Annotated in this window: 16 protein-coding genes and 1 tRNA gene; 7 read left to right on the forward strand and 10 right to left on the reverse strand. The window is 59.0% G+C overall.

Annotated elements, in window-relative coordinates; translation table 11 throughout:
- The first annotated feature begins 121 nt into the window (after window positions 1–121).
- The 3 genes from ACSYTG_RS02715 (at window position 122) to aldA (ending at window position 3,380) form a co-directional block, all read left to right on the forward strand.
- Window positions 122–958: an aldo/keto reductase gene (locus tag ACSYTG_RS02715; protein ID WP_086646574.1), complete on the forward strand. Its 837-nt coding sequence runs from the start codon at window positions 122–124 to the stop codon at window positions 956–958.
- A gap of 13 nt (window positions 959–971) precedes the next feature.
- Window positions 972–1,835, forward strand: coding sequence for a LysR family transcriptional regulator (locus ACSYTG_RS02720; protein WP_489783770.1), 864 nt, complete (start codon window positions 972–974; stop codon window positions 1,833–1,835).
- 99 nt (window positions 1,836–1,934) lie between these two features.
- Window positions 1,935–3,380, forward strand: coding sequence for an aldehyde dehydrogenase (gene aldA, locus ACSYTG_RS02725; RefSeq protein ID WP_489783769.1), 1,446 nt, complete (start codon window positions 1,935–1,937; stop codon window positions 3,378–3,380).
- Between the two features lie 107 nt (window positions 3,381–3,487).
- Here aldA and ACSYTG_RS02730 read toward each other — a convergent pair whose 3' ends face one another.
- Genes ACSYTG_RS02730 through ACSYTG_RS02740 form a run of 3 tightly spaced genes read right to left on the reverse strand, consistent with a single transcriptional unit; the run spans window position 3,488 to window position 7,493 of the window.
- Entirely contained in the window at window positions 3,488–4,825 is a 1,338-nt protein-coding gene (locus ACSYTG_RS02730; protein WP_489783768.1) for a c-type cytochrome, read from the reverse strand.
- On the reverse strand, window positions 4,825–7,035 hold the full coding sequence (locus ACSYTG_RS02735) for a xanthine dehydrogenase family protein molybdopterin-binding subunit (RefSeq protein WP_489783767.1): 2,211 nt from the start codon (window positions 7,033–7,035) through the stop codon (window positions 4,825–4,827). The genes ACSYTG_RS02730 and ACSYTG_RS02735 overlap by 1 nt, the downstream gene beginning before the upstream one ends.
- Window positions 7,032–7,493, reverse strand: coding sequence for a (2Fe-2S)-binding protein (locus ACSYTG_RS02740; protein WP_086646578.1), 462 nt, complete (start codon window positions 7,491–7,493; stop codon window positions 7,032–7,034). Before ACSYTG_RS02740 ends, ACSYTG_RS02735 begins: the two co-directional genes overlap by 4 nt.
- 260 nt (window positions 7,494–7,753) lie before the next feature.
- On the opposite strand from ACSYTG_RS02740, the gene ACSYTG_RS02745 reads away from it, so the two are divergent.
- A complete protein-coding gene (locus ACSYTG_RS02745; protein ID WP_086646579.1) occupies window positions 7,754–8,143 on the forward strand; it encodes a hypothetical protein in 390 nt (129 codons plus the stop codon).
- A 127-nt stretch (window positions 8,144–8,270) separates the two neighbouring features.
- On the opposite strand, the gene ACSYTG_RS02750 is transcribed toward ACSYTG_RS02745, so the two are convergent.
- Window positions 8,271–8,346: transfer RNA gene (locus ACSYTG_RS02750), tRNA-Ala, on the reverse strand.
- Window positions 8,347–8,466: 120 nt separating this feature from the next.
- Between ACSYTG_RS02750 and ACSYTG_RS02755 the strand changes: the two genes are divergently transcribed.
- Window positions 8,467–8,769 (forward strand): YggT family protein, encoded by a 303-nt coding sequence (locus ACSYTG_RS02755; RefSeq protein WP_233129137.1) that lies wholly within the window; start codon window positions 8,467–8,469, stop codon window positions 8,767–8,769.
- Between the two features lie 70 nt (window positions 8,770–8,839).
- Here ACSYTG_RS02755 and ACSYTG_RS02760 read toward each other — a convergent pair whose 3' ends face one another.
- The 3 genes from ACSYTG_RS02760 to ACSYTG_RS02770 all read right to left on the reverse strand — a co-directional run bounded on the left by ACSYTG_RS02760 (window position 8,840) and on the right by ACSYTG_RS02770 (window position 10,517).
- The gene (locus ACSYTG_RS02760) at window positions 8,840–9,016 is read right to left on the reverse strand and encodes a hypothetical protein (RefSeq protein WP_165925242.1); all 177 of its coding nucleotides are present in this window, start codon (window positions 9,014–9,016) and stop codon (window positions 8,840–8,842) included.
- 191 nt (window positions 9,017–9,207) lie between these two features.
- Window positions 9,208–9,837 carry a hypothetical protein gene (locus ACSYTG_RS02765; protein ID WP_489783766.1) on the reverse strand — a complete coding sequence of 210 codons (630 nt, stop codon included), beginning with the start codon at window positions 9,835–9,837 and terminating at the stop codon, window positions 9,208–9,210.
- A 5-nt stretch (window positions 9,838–9,842) separates the two neighbouring features.
- On the reverse strand, window positions 9,843–10,517 hold the full coding sequence (locus ACSYTG_RS02770) for a YoaK family protein (RefSeq protein ID WP_086646670.1): 675 nt from the start codon (window positions 10,515–10,517) through the stop codon (window positions 9,843–9,845).
- 254 nt (window positions 10,518–10,771) lie between these two features.
- Here ACSYTG_RS02770 and ACSYTG_RS02775 point away from each other — a divergent pair, with 254 nt between their 5' ends.
- The gene (locus tag ACSYTG_RS02775; protein WP_179290108.1) at window positions 10,772–11,167 is read left to right on the forward strand and encodes a hypothetical protein; all 396 of its coding nucleotides are present in this window, start codon (window positions 10,772–10,774) and stop codon (window positions 11,165–11,167) included.
- 79 nt (window positions 11,168–11,246) lie between these two features.
- Here the strand turns inward: ACSYTG_RS02775 and ACSYTG_RS02780 are convergent, their stop codons facing one another.
- Window positions 11,247–11,939 (reverse strand): hypothetical protein, encoded by a 693-nt coding sequence (locus ACSYTG_RS02780; protein WP_086646581.1) that lies wholly within the window; start codon window positions 11,937–11,939, stop codon window positions 11,247–11,249.
- Window positions 11,940–12,243: 304 nt separating this feature from the next.
- Complete coding sequence (locus tag ACSYTG_RS02785) at window positions 12,244–13,032, reverse strand: META domain-containing protein (protein WP_354858417.1); 789 nt, start codon at window positions 13,030–13,032, stop codon at window positions 12,244–12,246.
- Window positions 13,033–13,194: 162 nt separating this feature from the next.
- On the opposite strand from ACSYTG_RS02785, the gene ACSYTG_RS02790 reads away from it, so the two are divergent.
- Window positions 13,195–13,581 carry a hypothetical protein gene (locus ACSYTG_RS02790; protein WP_095349327.1) on the forward strand — a complete coding sequence of 129 codons (387 nt, stop codon included), beginning with the start codon at window positions 13,195–13,197 and terminating at the stop codon, window positions 13,579–13,581.
- A gap of 13 nt (window positions 13,582–13,594) precedes the next feature.
- Here the strand turns inward: ACSYTG_RS02790 and ACSYTG_RS02795 are convergent, their stop codons facing one another.
- Complete coding sequence (locus ACSYTG_RS02795) at window positions 13,595–14,191, reverse strand: nucleoside 2-deoxyribosyltransferase (protein WP_489783765.1); 597 nt, start codon at window positions 14,189–14,191, stop codon at window positions 13,595–13,597.
- Window positions 14,192–14,350 lie beyond the last annotated feature (159 nt).

Here is a 14,350-nt window from a genome sequence, read left to right on the forward strand (position 1 = left end):
CGTACCCGGCCTGCCTGTTCCTGCCTTGTGAATGGCGGAACCTTCATGCACACAGAAGCGTTGAGATTAATCCGTGCGGGGGACTGTGCGGGGTCCATCCATACTCAAGGAGAACGCAGGCGTGAGCATTCCTGAACTAACCCTGAACGATGGCCGGAGCTTTCCACTTATAGCTTTTGGTACATACAAATTAAACGGTGCAGCAGGCGTGCAGGGCATGCTCAGTGCGCTTGATGTTGGCTACCGTGCGCTGGACAGCGCGTTTAATTACGAAAACGAAGGGGCCGTGGGCGAGGCCGTGCGTAAAAGCGGGCGTGCGCGCGAGGAACTGAGCATTGCGTCCAAACTGCCCGGCCGCCACCAGAAATATGATGAAGCCCTGACCTGCATTGAGGAATCCCTCTACCGTGCCGGTCTGGATTATTACGACCTGTATTTCATCCACTGGCCCAACCCCAAGCAGGGTTTGTATGTGGAGGCATGGCAGGCGCTGATCGAGGCACAAAAGCGCGGTTATGTGCGCTCTATTGCCGTATGTAACTTTCTGGCCGAACATCTGGACAAGCTGCATGCCGAAACAGGCGTGTTGCCCACCATCAACCAGATCGAGCTTTCGCCCTACTTCCCGCAGGACGATATGCGGGCCTACCACCAGAAGCACGGTATTGTGACCGAAGGCTGGAGCCCGATTGGCCGGGGTGGCAAAATCCTGTCTGATGAGCTGATAGCAGGCATTGCCAAACGGCTGGGCAAAACCCCGGCACAGATTGTGCTGCGCTGGCATGTGCAGGTTGGTTCCGTGCCGATCCCCAAGGCATCGCACCGTGAGCGGCAGGTGGAGAACATGTCCGTGTTCGATTTTGAACTGACGGAACAGGACATGAAGGACATTGCCACTCTGGCCCGCCCCGATGGGCGCTCCTTTGGGCAGGACCCCGCGACGTACGAGGAGTTTTAAGGGCGGCTGGGGCATGGATAGCCTCAAACTCGCACAGCTCAGGTTTTTCTGCGCGGTTATGGAGGCAGGCTCGGTTGTGGCTGCCTCCCGCCGCCTGAACTGTGTTGCTTCCAACGTAACGGCCCGGCTGCGGGAGCTGGAGCAGAGTGTTGGCCAGCCCCTGTTCCTGCGTGAAAAAGGGCGGCTGGTTGAAACACCATCTAGCCGGGCATTTTACGCGCAGGCGCGTGAGGTTGTGCAAAAAGCCTCAGCCCTTGAACATTTTTTTAAACCCGATGTGCCGCGCGGTGTGCTCCGGCTGGGGGCGCTGGATGTAGCGTTACAGCATTTTCTGCCCCAGTGCCTGCCATCTTTCATGCAGACATTCCCGGATGTGGAGCTGACCGTGCTCAAGCGCGCGAGCTACACGCTGGAACAGATGCTGATGGAACGCGCAGTGGATCTGGCCCTGACCGATGGCCCAATCCAGCACCCTCTGCTGGAAAGCCGGCTGGTTTTTACGGAATGCCTGCGCCTTGTGGCGCCTGCACAGATTGCATCACCCGGTGAGATAGACTGGGCAAACACGGATGTTCTTCTGTTCAACTCGGACTGTTTTTACCGCAGTGTGTTCGAGGCGTGGATGCAAAAGAACGGTGTTGTACCAAGGCGTGTGCAGACCATTGAATCCTACCACGTTATTTTTGCCTGCGTGCGCGCAGGGCTTGGGGTGTGCTGCTGCCCTGATGCGATGTTGCCCGCAGCCCACGCGCAGGGGCTGCATGCCATGACCCCGCCAGACCTGCCAGAAGCCCCGGTGTACAGCGTATGGCGGCGTGATGGCGTAACCCCGCTGCTTATGCGGTTTGTGGACTATCTGGGCACTCCAGCGGAATAGGTGTTCATTTTTTGTGAGCCTTTGGCTCACATATCATCACTTTTAAAGTGGTGTGCCATGCCCAATAATCATACCCAGACGGTAAGGAGACTATTGGAAATGTCTTTGAAAAAACATGATCAGTTCATCAACGGTCAGTGGGTTCAGCCTAGCTCCGGCGATTACGTAACCATTAAAAACCCGGCCAATGGCGTGGCACTGGCAGCCGCAGCCAAAGGTAATACTGCGGATGTGGACAAGGCCGTGGCAGCCGCGCGCAAGGCTTTTGGTCCGTGGAGTGCCAAAACAGCCTCCGCCCGGGCCGATTACCTGTACGCCCTGATGAACTTGCTGGTGCGTGACAAGGAAAAACTCGCCACCACCATTACCTCCGAAATGGGAAAACCCATTGCAGAAGCACGGGTGGAGGTGGATTTTGCCGCAGGGCTTTTGCGTTTTGCGGCTGAAAATACCCGCCGCCTGCAAGGCGAGATTATTCCCGGTGAACGTGAGGGAGAAAAAATCCTGATCGACCGTGTGCCCCACGGTGTTGTGGGGGGGATTGCCGCATGGAACTTTCCGCTGGCCCTGTGTGCGCGCAAAATCGGCCCGGCACTGGCTGCGGGGAATACCATTGTTGTTAAACCGCATGAGCTAAGCCCGCTCTCGGCTCTGGCGCTGGCCTCTCTGGCGCAGGAAGCCGGGCTGCCTGCCGGTGTGCTGAACATTGTAACAGGGGATGGCCCGGATGTGGGTGTGCCACTGGTGGCCCACAAGGACGTGCCGCTGATTACCATGACCGGCTCCACCCCTGCGGGCAAAAAGATCATGGCGGCCGCTGCCGAACATCTGAAGGAAGTCCGGCTGGAACTGGGGGGTAAAGCTCCGTTTATTGTTATGGAAGATGCGGACATAGACGCAGCGGTGGACGCTGCGGTGAGTGCGCGCTTCTTTAACGGCGGGCAGGTCTGCACCGCCAACGAGCGGACCTACGTGCACGAGGCCGTGTATGACCAGTTTGCAAAAAGCTTGCGTGCACGCGTGGAAAAGCTCAAAGTGGACGACCCCATGCAGGATGATACCGATATGGGGCCAAAGGTCAGTCTGGCGGAGCTGGAAAAAGTGGATGCCATGGTGCAAAAAGCTATTGCACAGGGTGCCACGCTGGAGCTGGGTGGCCACCGCCTGAGCGGGCCAGCCTATGACCACGGCACTTATTATGCACCCACCCTGCTGACCAATGTGCGGCATGGTATGGATATTGTGCAAAACGAGGTGTTTGGCCCAGTACTGTCCCTGCTCAAGGTGCGGGATTTTGATGAAGCCCTCGCACTGGCAAATGATAGCCAGTACGGCCTGTCGGCTTATCTGTTTACCAAGGATCTGGGTCGGGTGCTGCGCATGACGCGTGAACTGGAGTTTGGCGAAATATACGTCAACCGTGGCGCGGGGGAAGAACCGCAGGGCTTCCACCACGGCTACAAGAACAGTGGCCTTGGTGGGGAAGACGGGCAGCATGGGCTGGAAGCTTATGTGCAGACCAAAACCATCTACCTGAATGCCTGAATGCCTGAATGCCACCCGTAAGCACGGGGCTTGGGGGGTAAAACAAAAGGCTGCGGAGCCAGAACGCTCCGCAGCCTTTTTGTCTGTTTTGTATAAGCCCTGTTCTGTTAGGGCTGTTTTATGTCAGGTGCCGTTGATTCAGCCTGTCTGGCGTCATGCACTGCCTGTTCCATGTTGTGCGGGGTGGCTGTGGTAAAATGGGTCATGACAAAGCTGGCAATGTCGGCCAGATCCCGCTCGCTCAGCCCGCCACCGGCAAAATGCGGCATAATCTGCACACCCGTTGTGGTTTGCATGCCGCTTCCCTGCACCAGCAGTTGCACAAGGTTGCGCCCGTTATCCGCTCCAAGTGAGCGCGCTCCCGTAATGGTGCCAAAGCTGGATTGGCGGCCCGTGCCATCGGGCATGTGGCACCCTGCACAGGCAGACGCATACAGGCGTGCACCGCGCGTGTTCTGGGGCAAGCTGGCATCACCCGCTGTGGGGGTTCTGGCTTCCACCGTATCTTCCACCGTGTGCAGGGGGGCAATGCTGCGCAAATACACAACCATGGCATGGATGTCGGATGCGCTCAGGTAGCGCAGGCTATGGCCAATAACATCGGCCATGTCTCCTGCTGCGGTGCCATGGCCATCAGCATGGCCGGTGGAAAGGTACTGGGCAAGAGCTTCATCACTCCACGCGCCAAGCCCGCTCTGTTTGTCCGGTGTCAGGTTATATGCACGCCAACCATTGACCACATTGCCGCCCAGTGCGCGGCTGGAATCAAGCCCGAAGGTTCGTGTGCGCGGGGAGTGGCAGTCTGCGCAATGGCCCGGCCCTTCCACCAGGTAGCGGCCACGGTTCCAGTCTGCTGGTTTGGCCGGGTCATTGGCATAGCTTGCGGCCGGGCCGTTGAGCATGTTCCAAAAAACCATCAGGCTACGGATGGAGAACGGGAATTTGACCGAGTTTTCAGGTGTTTTCTGTGCAGATGGCGGCAGGGTTTCCAGATAGGCGCGTATGTCCCGCACTTCTGCATCGCTCATGCGGGCATAGGCGGGGTAGGGCATGGCGGGGTAAAGGTGCTTCCAGTGGGGGGATATGCCTTTGCGCACGGCATCCACAAACTGCTGGTCGGTCCATGCGCCAATACCTGCGGTTTTGTCCGGCGTAATGTTGGGGGCGTACATAACCCCCACCCCCGGCAGGCTGAAGGCCCGCCCGCCTGCATAGGGTGTTCCGCCTTCGGCTGTGTGGCAGACCTCGCAGTCGGCCGCGCGGGCCAGATAGCGCCCATTTTCCACACTGGGGGCAGAGGTCGCTGCATGGGCATGTGCTGTGGTGGCCAGCAGGGCTGCCCCACCAAGGACCACGCCAGACAGGGCACCACCCACCCGGGAGAACTTTACCCGTGTGCCCTGCACACAGGTGGAAATAAAGGGGAAGGACATGGGGTTACGCATCAGCCCTGCTCCTTGTGGTCTGCCCCATTGCGGGGGGAAAGGAGTGGTAATGTGCGGTAGCGCCGCCCCTGTGCCGCTGCCATGGCGTTGGCCAGAACGGGGGCTGCGGCTGCGGTGCCAACCTCGCCAATGCCGCCGGGGTCTTCCGTGCTGGGCATGAGCAGGACATCAATTTTGCAAGGCGCTTCGTTCATGCGCATGACGCGCCATGTGTTGAAGTTGCTTTGCTGCACACGGCCCCCTTCGAGCGTGATTTCGTTATAAAGGGCCGCACTAAAGCCAAAGATCAGCCCCCCTTCGATCTGTGAGACGACCTGATCGGGGTTGAGCACCCGCCCGCAATCCACCACTGCGGTTACGCGGTGGATAATCACGTTATCGGGTTCGGGCATTTCCACCTCTGCAATGCTGGCCATGTAGGAGCCAAAGGCAAACTGCACGGCCACACCGCGTGCGCGGCCCGGTGGCAGGGGGGTGTTCCAGCCTGCGGCCTGTGCGGCCTTGTCCAGCACGGCCAGAGCGCGGGGGTTCTGGGCCAGCATGGCGCGCCGGTAGGCTACGGGGTCCGCGCCTGCGCGGTGGGCCAGCTCGTCAATAAACCCTTCCACCACAAACAGGCCGCGTGTGCCGCCTACACCGCGCCACCATGCGGTAACAACGCCGGGGGCTTCACGCCGGGCAAATTCCAGCCGGTAGGCGGGGTAGGTGTAAGGCGTAATAACGGTCGCGACGGAAAGATCTTCGTCATACCCGTCCTTGGTCAGTTCCGGCGGGTCCCAGCGGGCAACTACGGCGGGGCCGACAATGCGGTGGGTCAGCGCGGTTATAAAGCCCTTGCTGTCCAGTGCGGCGGTCATCTGGTCCACGTAGGCAGGGCGGTAGCGGTCGTGCGTCAGGTCCTCCTCGCGGCTCCAGATGATCTTGAGCGGGTGGGGCACCTGCCGTGCGAACTCCACGCACTGGGTAACGTATTCATGCTCCAGCCTGCGGCCAAAACCCCCGCCAATATACTGGCAGTGCACATTAACCTTGTCTTTGGGCAGACCGGTCAGTTCTACCGCCGTGTCCCGTGCGCGGTCGGCAATTTGTGTGCCGGTCCATATGTCGCACCCATCGGGGCGTACATGGGCGGTGCAGTTTATGGGCTCCATGGTGGCATGGGCCAGCAGGGGCTGCTGGTAGGTGGCGGTATGTGTGGCCGCCGCGTGGGCAATAACGGCTGGGGCATCGCCCTTTGTGCTGGCCACAATGGCGGGGCCATTCAGGCCATCATGCAACTGGTCATAGATGGTCTGGGTCGTCACATGGGCGTTAGGGCCATCGTGCCATTGGGGCTTGAGCGCGCGCAGGCCCTTGCGGGCGGCCCAGTAATGGTCGGCTACAACGCACACGGTGTTATTGGCCGTGTTGACCAGCACGGCCTGCACGCCCCGTATGGCAAGGGCTGCGGCCTTGTTCATGCCTGCCAGCGTGCCACCGACCACCGGGCAGGCAGCTACGGTGCCGATTTTTTGCCCCGGCACCTGTACGTCCATGCCAAAAATGGCACGGCCCTGCACCTTGACCGCACTATCTATGCGGTGCTGGGGCTTGCCCAGCAGGGTGTAAGTGGCAGGGTCCTTGAGTGTGGGTTTTTGTGGCACGGGCAGCGTGGCTGCCTGAGCGGCAACCGCACCAAAAGGCAGGGAGCGCCCGGTAGGCACGTGGATAATTGTGGCCGAGCGGGTTGTGCACTCCGCCACCGGCACCTGCCAGCGTGTGGCGGCGGCCTGTACCAGCATGCTGCGCGCTGCGGCCCCGGCCTGCCGGAGCGGGAGCCACTCGGTCATGACCGAAGTGGAGCCGCCCGTAATTTCGGCCCCGCCGCCGGGGGGAGCGGCTTCAATTTCCACCTGCGCCATGTCTATGCCCAGTTCTTCGGCAATCAGCATGACGGAGGATGTGTAAATGCCCTGTCCCATTTCCACATTGGGCAGAATAAGGGTAATGCGGTTGTCCGTTGCAATGCGGATATAGGCGTTGGGGGCAAAGGCTCCCTGTGCGTTTTCCACCAGCAGCCCCTGCTCGGGGGCTGTGCCTGCGGGCACGGACGCGCCCTGTGCCCGGCCCCGGCGTGGCGTGGGCCAGAACGTGGCCAGCAGAAGGGCGCCCCCGGCCCCCAGCATCTGCCTGCGGCTGGCCAGTGCGGGGCGTGGTGTTTGTGTGGTCATGCCAGTGCTCCCGCCGCGTGGTGGAGGGCTGCGCGAATACGCACATACGTGCCGCAACGGCACAGATTGGCCGACATGGCGCTGTCTATCTGTTCATCCGTGGGGTGGGGGACGGCACGCAGGAGCGCAATAGCCGCCATGATCTGCCCCGGCTGGCAGTAACCGCACTGCACCACATCCAGTGCCACCCATGCGTCCTGCACGGCTTTGGTTACGGGGTCTGTGGGGTTCAGCCCTTCCAGCGTGCTGATACGCTGCTCACCAATCAGCCCTACCGGCAGGTTGCACGCCCGCACGGCCCGGCCATCCATATGCACGGTACAGGCACCGCACTGGGCTATGCCACAGCCGAATTTGGTGGCGTTCATGCCCAGAACATCGCGCAGAACCCACAGAAGGGGGGTGTCTGGATCGACATCCACCTGGTGGGATTGTCCGTTTATGTTCAGGCTCAGCATGGTGGCTCCTTGGGGTGGGTCTGGGCCTTGCAATGTAATGGAATTGGTTTGTTTCCGAAATGGGAAGGATGAAGAATGTGTCGGGTTTTTTGAAAAATCATCTGTATATAAATGGATACATTTCTACCTTTGCGCAGATTTGATGCCAGTAAGGAATGGCCGTGCAAGTGGAGTAAACGCTGCCGTGATGGCGCTGGCGTTGCTACAGCCCGCGCCTGCGTTCATCATATGCAAGCACACAGCATGAGAGGCGATTCCCCATGAACACCACCCCCGGCACCCCGGATGCACTTTTGTGGAAGCTGGCACGTCTGGCCGCAGGTGTTGAGAACAAGGCCTGTGAGGAAACAGCGATTTCGTTCGATCTGAAGGAAATTACGCAGATTTTGCAGGAGATCAAAAACGCTCTGCCGGCGGATAATGAATGGTCGCTCTACCTGACACCGGGCATTATCTGGTCCACGGTCTGGAGCCTTTATCAAAACGCACTGGAGCTTGGCGGTTATCAGGACCGCGAGGCAATTGTGCAGCTTGTGCGGGATGCGGTGGAAAGCCTGAGAAGCGCTTTGCTGGGCACGGCAAAAACCACAGGTGTACGCACACTTGGTGTAGACCATCTGATGGAGCCGGGAGCCATTACAGCGGGCTGAATGCGGCAATGGGGCGTGTGCCTGCAAGGCATGGAGGCACAGAACCGCCAGCGTGTGTAAACACAAGGGCTGGTGGTTTACAAAAAGCCGATATTTTTTAAGGAAAACAACAGCAGAGTCAGGCGGTTGGTGGAGCTGAGGGGAATCGAACCCCTGACCTCCTCATTGCGAACGAGGCGCTCTCCCATCTGAGCTACAGCCCCGCCTGATCTGTCAGGCAGTGGTTTACAGGGCTTACGATTTTTCTGTCAAGTTGTATTGTAGGGCGTATAACTGCAAGGTGGCCCTGCCGGGCTTGAAGCGTAAGGAGCTGGTTTTATATCGTGTTTGTGTTTTCGCTCTTCATGGTGCTGACGCGGATACTGGAGATTTATTGCTGGATTCTCCTTATATCCTGTATTTTTGTCAATCTGTATGCGTTTGGCATACTGGATAGCCGCAACCAGCTTGTCTGGAAGATTGGCATGTTCCTGGAACGGTTGACCGAGCCTGTGCTGGCCCCTGTCCGGCGGGTGCTGCCAACGCCCGGTGGGGTCGATTTTAGCCCCATGGTCGTGCTGCTGGGTATTCAGTACGTTATTCAGCCCCTGCTGGCCGATGTGTTTAGCGCATTGATCATGCACTAGGCAGCTGGATACAAAAAAACCGCCAGGCCGTGCAGGCTGGCGGTTTTTTTAACGGGTTGTCCGCTAAGGCTCAGTGATGAGCGTCGGGAGTGCCGTCTTTTTCAATGTGGGTCAGCGTGTAGCTGCTCATAATGACAACCGGCACCAGGAACGCCACAACCGCAACGCCCAGCACTGCGGTGTTGCCGCCAAGCAGGTATGCGATCAGGTCAAGACCCAGAAGTGTTACGCACAGATAAATGCCCATTCCAAAAACCCTTTTGTAGCCTGTAAGGCAGGAGCTGCTGGTGTTCTGGCGCGGAATGCCTACTGTGCAGAACCTGCCGGATTCATTCACAAATCTGACAGCGTCACACTACTCCTTTGGTTTTGGCGGTCAACTGCTATCTGCTGCATGGCGTTGCGGCATTTTCGGGCGGTGTCCCGCCTGCGGGGGCGCTAGGGGCGGGCTGGTGGTGCAGGCGGTGTTGGCCCGGATGCAGGGGCTGCCTGCTCCTGTGGTGCGGCCGAAGCCGCATTGTGCGGGGACTGGGAAAAACCGCTAATATCAGGCGCATGGAAGGCGGAAACCGGGCCAAAAATGGTGCCCGATACTTTATGGGCGGAGGGTACGGGGGTGTTCAGGCACCCTTTTATAACGGTGGCGCACACCCCGTCGCTGCCAATCATCTGGTCGTTGTCACCGCTATAATGCATGTCTGTTACCCTGCCATCTACCAGCCGGATGGAGGCCACACAGGTGGAGCCTGCCCCGCCAAGGGTTGTCTGGGTCAGGTTGACCAGTGTTTGCAGGGGGATCAGCGTCGAATCGTTGGTTGCCGGTATGTTGGTGCCCCGGGTGTACTGGTAGATCCGCACGTGCTCGTTAATGATCTGTGTTCTGTCGGGTACGCCTACGCAGGCTTGCAGGTCCTCGTTGGTCATGCCCAGTACGGCCAGTTGCCCTTTATGTGCAATGCGGGAGGAGTAATAACCGCACCCGCTCAGGGCAAGCAGTGTAGCCAGGGTCAGACGGGGTACAAGGTGCAGGGGCCGGGTAAAACGGCGCGGAGTAAGGCGGGCAGGCATGCGCCTTAGTTTCCCGGTCTTGCGGGGGTGATGTCAATATACAGAATGGCAAGCCATGGCAGGGGCCATAAAAAGGGCAGGGGAGCCTGCCACAGCAGGGCTAACGCACCAAGCATGGCCCCACCGGCAAAACCAACCCATGACAGACCGGGGAGCAGAATAGCCCCCGCAGGCAATGCTGGCCCCGTGCTGGCCCCGCAGCGCAGGGCTACGGCACTGGCCAGTGCCGAGGCACATTTGAGCATGTTGCTGGTAATAACCACGGTCTGGATTGCGTTGCCGGAAAAACGGGCAATGCTCTCGCCCTGAACCGCCATAAGGGCGGGGAGCAATACAAGCTCGACCAGCCGGGCATGTGCCCCAAATTGGGCAGCCTGCACCACCAGCAGTAAAAGCACCATGAGTGCAATGCCATTGGTGGCCCCCCACCGCAGGCGGGCAAGGCTTGCCAGAAAGCCCGCACCAAAAAAAATGGCCAGCACGCAGCCCAGCAACACGGCGTAGTGCCAGTTGGCATGGGCCAGTGCTGCGGAAAGATGTGTGGTGTTGCCGGTCATGGCCGAGGCAAACAGGCCGCCCAGATGAGCAAAGCTGAGCGCATCTACGTGCCCGGCCAGAATGCCAAGCACCAGAATACGGCGGGCGGATACGGCTACAGGGGTGGCAGGGGCGTCTGGCATGTTGGGGCTTGCTGTGCGTTCAGGCAAAAGATGGGAGCGTATTGTGCCCCACAGGGCAGAAGGCTGCAAACACTGCCGGGCAGGAGGAGCCATGCCCGACAGAGCGGGTTTATACCGGGCTGTGGGGATGGCCGCAGGGCACCTGATGGAAAAATCAGGTCTTTAAAAACCATAATGCTGCCACCAGATACAGGCATGCATAACGCAGGCCCTGAAAAGCAGGGCTGGTTTGGGAACGGAAAAGAGACAAGCGTATGAGACTGCACCGCGTGATGACACTGGGACTGGCCGGCCTTATGGCCGCAACAGTGGGCACAACCGTTGTACAGGCCGAACCGGGCGGGTGCCTTAAATATGGTGCCGCAGGTGCGGTTGGTGGGCATCTGGCCAACCATGCCGTACTGGGGGCCACGGCCGGTTGTGTAACGGGCATGTACCGCAGGCATGAATACCGTAAGGAAGCCAGGAACAAGGCCAAGCTGTACGATCAGGAACATCCCGGCGCAAAAGGCACATACGAGCAGAAAGCCACCGCCTATGATGTGGAACACTCCACCGCTCCGGGTAGCACAACAGCTCCTTCCAATGCCCAGCCCGGTTCTGCCCAGCCGCAGCAGCCAGCAAGCCCGCAGGGGGAAGAACACCTGTAACCGAGCCTGACGGCCTGCCCCCTTTGGTTTGAAGCCGCTGAAAGGTCTGCGCTAAAGGGGGGGGTGCCCCCTGCCTGCATCATGCTTCCGGTTTGGGGGCAGGCGGGGTCCGGCGGGAGGAGAGCGTGCGCACGGTATCGAGCACAAATGCGGTCACGTAGAGCATAATGCGCTCAAACTCTTCCTGCACATCTTCAAAGGTCAACAACTGGTGGCGGAGCAGGATGTGCATGATCTGGGTATGGCAATCCATATCCGGGTTTGTGTCCAGCCATTCCGTCTCGCTCAGGCGTCGGGCATTGGCCTGGCAGATGTTCAGCAGCACAATTTCTAACGCAATATGCCCACCCAGCACCCGCCCAAGTGGCTGGGTGGGGTTGTAAATGGTGGGAATAAGCGTTTCAGCGTTATAGGTTTCTTTGCACTGTTCGTAGTGAATTGAGTAATACAGATATTCCGCAAAGGTAATTTTTGTATAAATGCCGGTATCGCGCGCTGTTGCCTTGAGAAAGTTTTTATAAAGATTGGCACTGACTTCAAACGGGATTGTGCCGTTCAGGTCGGCAAAGCGTTTTGCGACACTGAGAATACTGGAAACCCGCAACTGCGCCCCTTTGAATGCGCGCAGGGTAATGGCCAGCAGCTCTTCCTGACTGATGCTATGGATGATTGTGCGGAATTTCTGGCTATGGTCGTGGGTTAATTCCACAAATTTATCGTAAAATTTGGCTTTGGTAAGAATGTAAGGCCCGGAAAGCTGGCTGTTGGGCATGATCGTGCTTTAAAGACGGGGGGATGAAATAGATAGGGTTTTAAAAACGCGGGCTGGCATGGCGTGTTTCTGAATCCTCTGGAGTGGCTTATGCTTAAAATACACTCACGCTCTTTTGCACAAAAAAGGTAAATTTCTGGTTAAAAATTGTTTTAGTGGCGGTCTCAAACCGGTGTTTGGGAGCACAATAAAAAAGACGGACTCGTTTCGTTGTGTGGTTTTGCGGACTGTTTGTGTGAATTTTACGCATGCCCCCCAAGGGCGGCATAAAGCCGGCCCATACCGGTCTTATGCCACGGTAGCGTTAAAAGGTCTGGCGCAGGCGCATGGTTTTTCCATCCTGCGTGTGGAGCACAAGGGTTCCATCTTCCATGCTCCAGGACTGCACAGTGTGCAACAGGTCCAAAAACAGGGCAGAAACACGGCCATGCGCGCCCGGGCAGGCCATGAGCGTGCTCATGCCCGCCTGTGGCGACTGGCTCACCTTGCCATCATGGCCAAAAACAAGGCCACCAGCATAACGGTTGCAGCCATCTGACCCGGATACCTTGCCGCTGTCGTTAATATCCAGCGTAGGGGTAAACATGTCTGCCGCCGGGTCGGGGTTTTCGTCCGTGGCGCTGTCATGCGCATCGGGCAGAACATTGCCGTTGTGCAGTTTATGGCCATCAAGCTGTGTGGCAACCCAGCGTGTGGCGTTCAGTTGCGTGGGGGGCACAATGTTGCCGCCGCAGCCGTTAAGGGTCTGCTCCTTGGTGGTAATGCGCACGCTTTGTGTAAACATCTGCCCGCTCATGCTGTCCTGGCAGGGGGTGGGGCTTATGGTTACGGCCAGATCGGGGGCCTCGTAATGGCGGGTGTCGCCACGGGTATAGGTCCGGGTGATCATGCGGGTCAGGCGGGGGCCATCGGGGGTGCTCAGGGCCAGTGTGCCTGCTGCCATGCTGAAGTTCCAGAATGGCTCGTTCCCACGGGCTTCATACACGCCGTTGTCTGTGCCGGGTGTGTTCAGCGGCTGTGGTTGCGTTGCACAGCCCGCCGCAAGGGTTAAGGCGCAGGACGCCAGAAGGGAACGAATACGCGGCAGGGCCATGGCATGGCTCCTCATTCTATTGCGGACCGTAAGCAGTATGGCCCTTTGGCGCGTGGGCACAACGGCTTTCTTGTTCATGGCATGTGGGGCAGGTTGGGGGCTGGGGGGATAAGGTGCAGGGCGGGCCTGTTCTGCCGGGCATAGGGGGATTAAAAGCAGGGTATGATTATTCAGGGTTACAATTACTTTTGCGACATGCCGGACGATGCGCGCTACCTGCGCAGCCCCCAGCCGGATGAACGGTTTATTGAAGAAAATATGGTGTTCATTCTGCCAGACCGCCTGCGCAAGTTCCGCCGGCAGTTGTGGCATGTGCGCCGCAACCCCGGCCCGGTGCATGTTTATGTGCCGCTGTTCCGTGTGAATACGATTATGGCATCAGACCCGCTGCCTGCGGGGTATGGGGCGGTGCAGGATGTGTATCCATTCTATACTCACACCACGCGCAGGCGTGGGCGGGCACTTGATTATTATGTGCTGTTCCTTTTCAGGGACAAGGATTCCTACGTCCGGTGTGAAGCAGCCTTACCCGCTGATGGCGCGGGCTGACCTGCCTCCATATTCATGTAAGCAGATGGGCCGCCGCAGCCATGATCGCCCCTTGGGCGGAGGAAAAAACAGTGCCGGAATCAGCCAGAACCGTTGCAATCATCAGGTTCACCGGTAAGCCAAAATCCTCCACCGTCATGTTGTGGGCATCCACCAGTGTTGTGCGGTTGTCCAGCATGACCGTGCTCATGCTCTCCCCACTGGCCAGTAAGCGTTCGGGGTAGGCGGCCATAGGGGTGGTGGTGCTGGCATAGCCAAAAACTGGCAGGCCGAGCGCGTGGGCATAGCCTATTTCAAACGCGGTGCCATCATCCACATTGGGGCCACGGAAGGGGGAAAGATCGGCAATAACAGCCCGGCTCTGGCGGATCAGGTCCATATTGGCGCGGGCTATGGCTGCGGCAAGGGCTGCGGGGCCAGCATGGGCCTTTGGGTCGAGTGCGGCATCCAGCGGGTATAGGCCGCGCAGGCCCGCGCGCGTGCAGGCCGCCACCAGTTGTGCCCCTTGTGCGCGGGCATCCAGCGCAAAAACGCCCGGCCCGGCCAGGTACACGGCTGGTTCTGGTGTGGTGCTCTGCTCTGGCCGGGTGCCTGCATGGTTCTGGGGCATGGCGTTGGGTCCTGCTGGTGGTGGGCAAAGTGGCATGGTTGTCAGATTTTGTGTGTGCTGTCAGGCGTAAAGGTGGGCAAGGGGGTGCTTGGGCGGGCAGGTCAGGGTGGCTCTCGCACTCCGGCAATGGGGGTGTGCTTTTTTTGTTTATGGGGCATG

This window comes from Acetobacter sp. ESL1128 (assembly GCF_058505085.1).

What these genes read in the sequence shown, in the direction of transcription:
- ACSYTG_RS02720 (WP_489783770.1), top strand. Translation starts at nt 972, where the DNA reads ATGGATAGCCTCAAACTCGCACAGCTCAGGTTTTTCTGCGCGGTTATG.
- aldA (WP_489783769.1), top strand. Translation starts at nt 1,935, where the DNA reads ATGTCTTTGAAAAAACATGATCAGTTCATCAACGGTCAGTGGGTTCAG.
- ACSYTG_RS02730 (WP_489783768.1), bottom strand. Translation starts at nt 4,825, where the DNA reads ATGCGTAACCCCATGTCCTTCCCCTTTATTTCCACCTGTGTGCAGGGC.
- ACSYTG_RS02735 (WP_489783767.1), bottom strand. Translation starts at nt 7,035, where the DNA reads ATGACCACACAAACACCACGCCCCGCACTGGCCAGCCGCAGGCAGATG.
- ACSYTG_RS02740 (WP_086646578.1), bottom strand. Translation starts at nt 7,493, where the DNA reads ATGCTGAGCCTGAACATAAACGGACAATCCCACCAGGTGGATGTCGAT.
- ACSYTG_RS02745 (WP_086646579.1), top strand. Translation starts at nt 7,754, where the DNA reads ATGAACACCACCCCCGGCACCCCGGATGCACTTTTGTGGAAGCTGGCA.
- ACSYTG_RS02760 (WP_165925242.1), bottom strand. Translation starts at nt 9,016, where the DNA reads ATGGGCATTTATCTGTGCGTAACACTTCTGGGTCTTGACCTGATCGCA.
- ACSYTG_RS02765 (WP_489783766.1), bottom strand. Translation starts at nt 9,837, where the DNA reads ATGCCTGCCCGCCTTACTCCGCGCCGTTTTACCCGGCCCCTGCACCTT.
- ACSYTG_RS02770 (WP_086646670.1), bottom strand. Translation starts at nt 10,517, where the DNA reads ATGCCAGACGCCCCTGCCACCCCTGTAGCCGTATCCGCCCGCCGTATT.
- ACSYTG_RS02775 (WP_179290108.1), top strand. Translation starts at nt 10,772, where the DNA reads ATGAGACTGCACCGCGTGATGACACTGGGACTGGCCGGCCTTATGGCC.
- ACSYTG_RS02780 (WP_086646581.1), bottom strand. Translation starts at nt 11,939, where the DNA reads ATGCCCAACAGCCAGCTTTCCGGGCCTTACATTCTTACCAAAGCCAAA.
- ACSYTG_RS02785 (WP_354858417.1), bottom strand. Translation starts at nt 13,032, where the DNA reads ATGGCCCTGCCGCGTATTCGTTCCCTTCTGGCGTCCTGCGCCTTAACC.
- ACSYTG_RS02790 (WP_095349327.1), top strand. Translation starts at nt 13,195, where the DNA reads ATGATTATTCAGGGTTACAATTACTTTTGCGACATGCCGGACGATGCG.
- ACSYTG_RS02795 (WP_489783765.1), bottom strand. Translation starts at nt 14,191, where the DNA reads ATGCCCCAGAACCATGCAGGCACCCGGCCAGAGCAGAGCACCACACCA.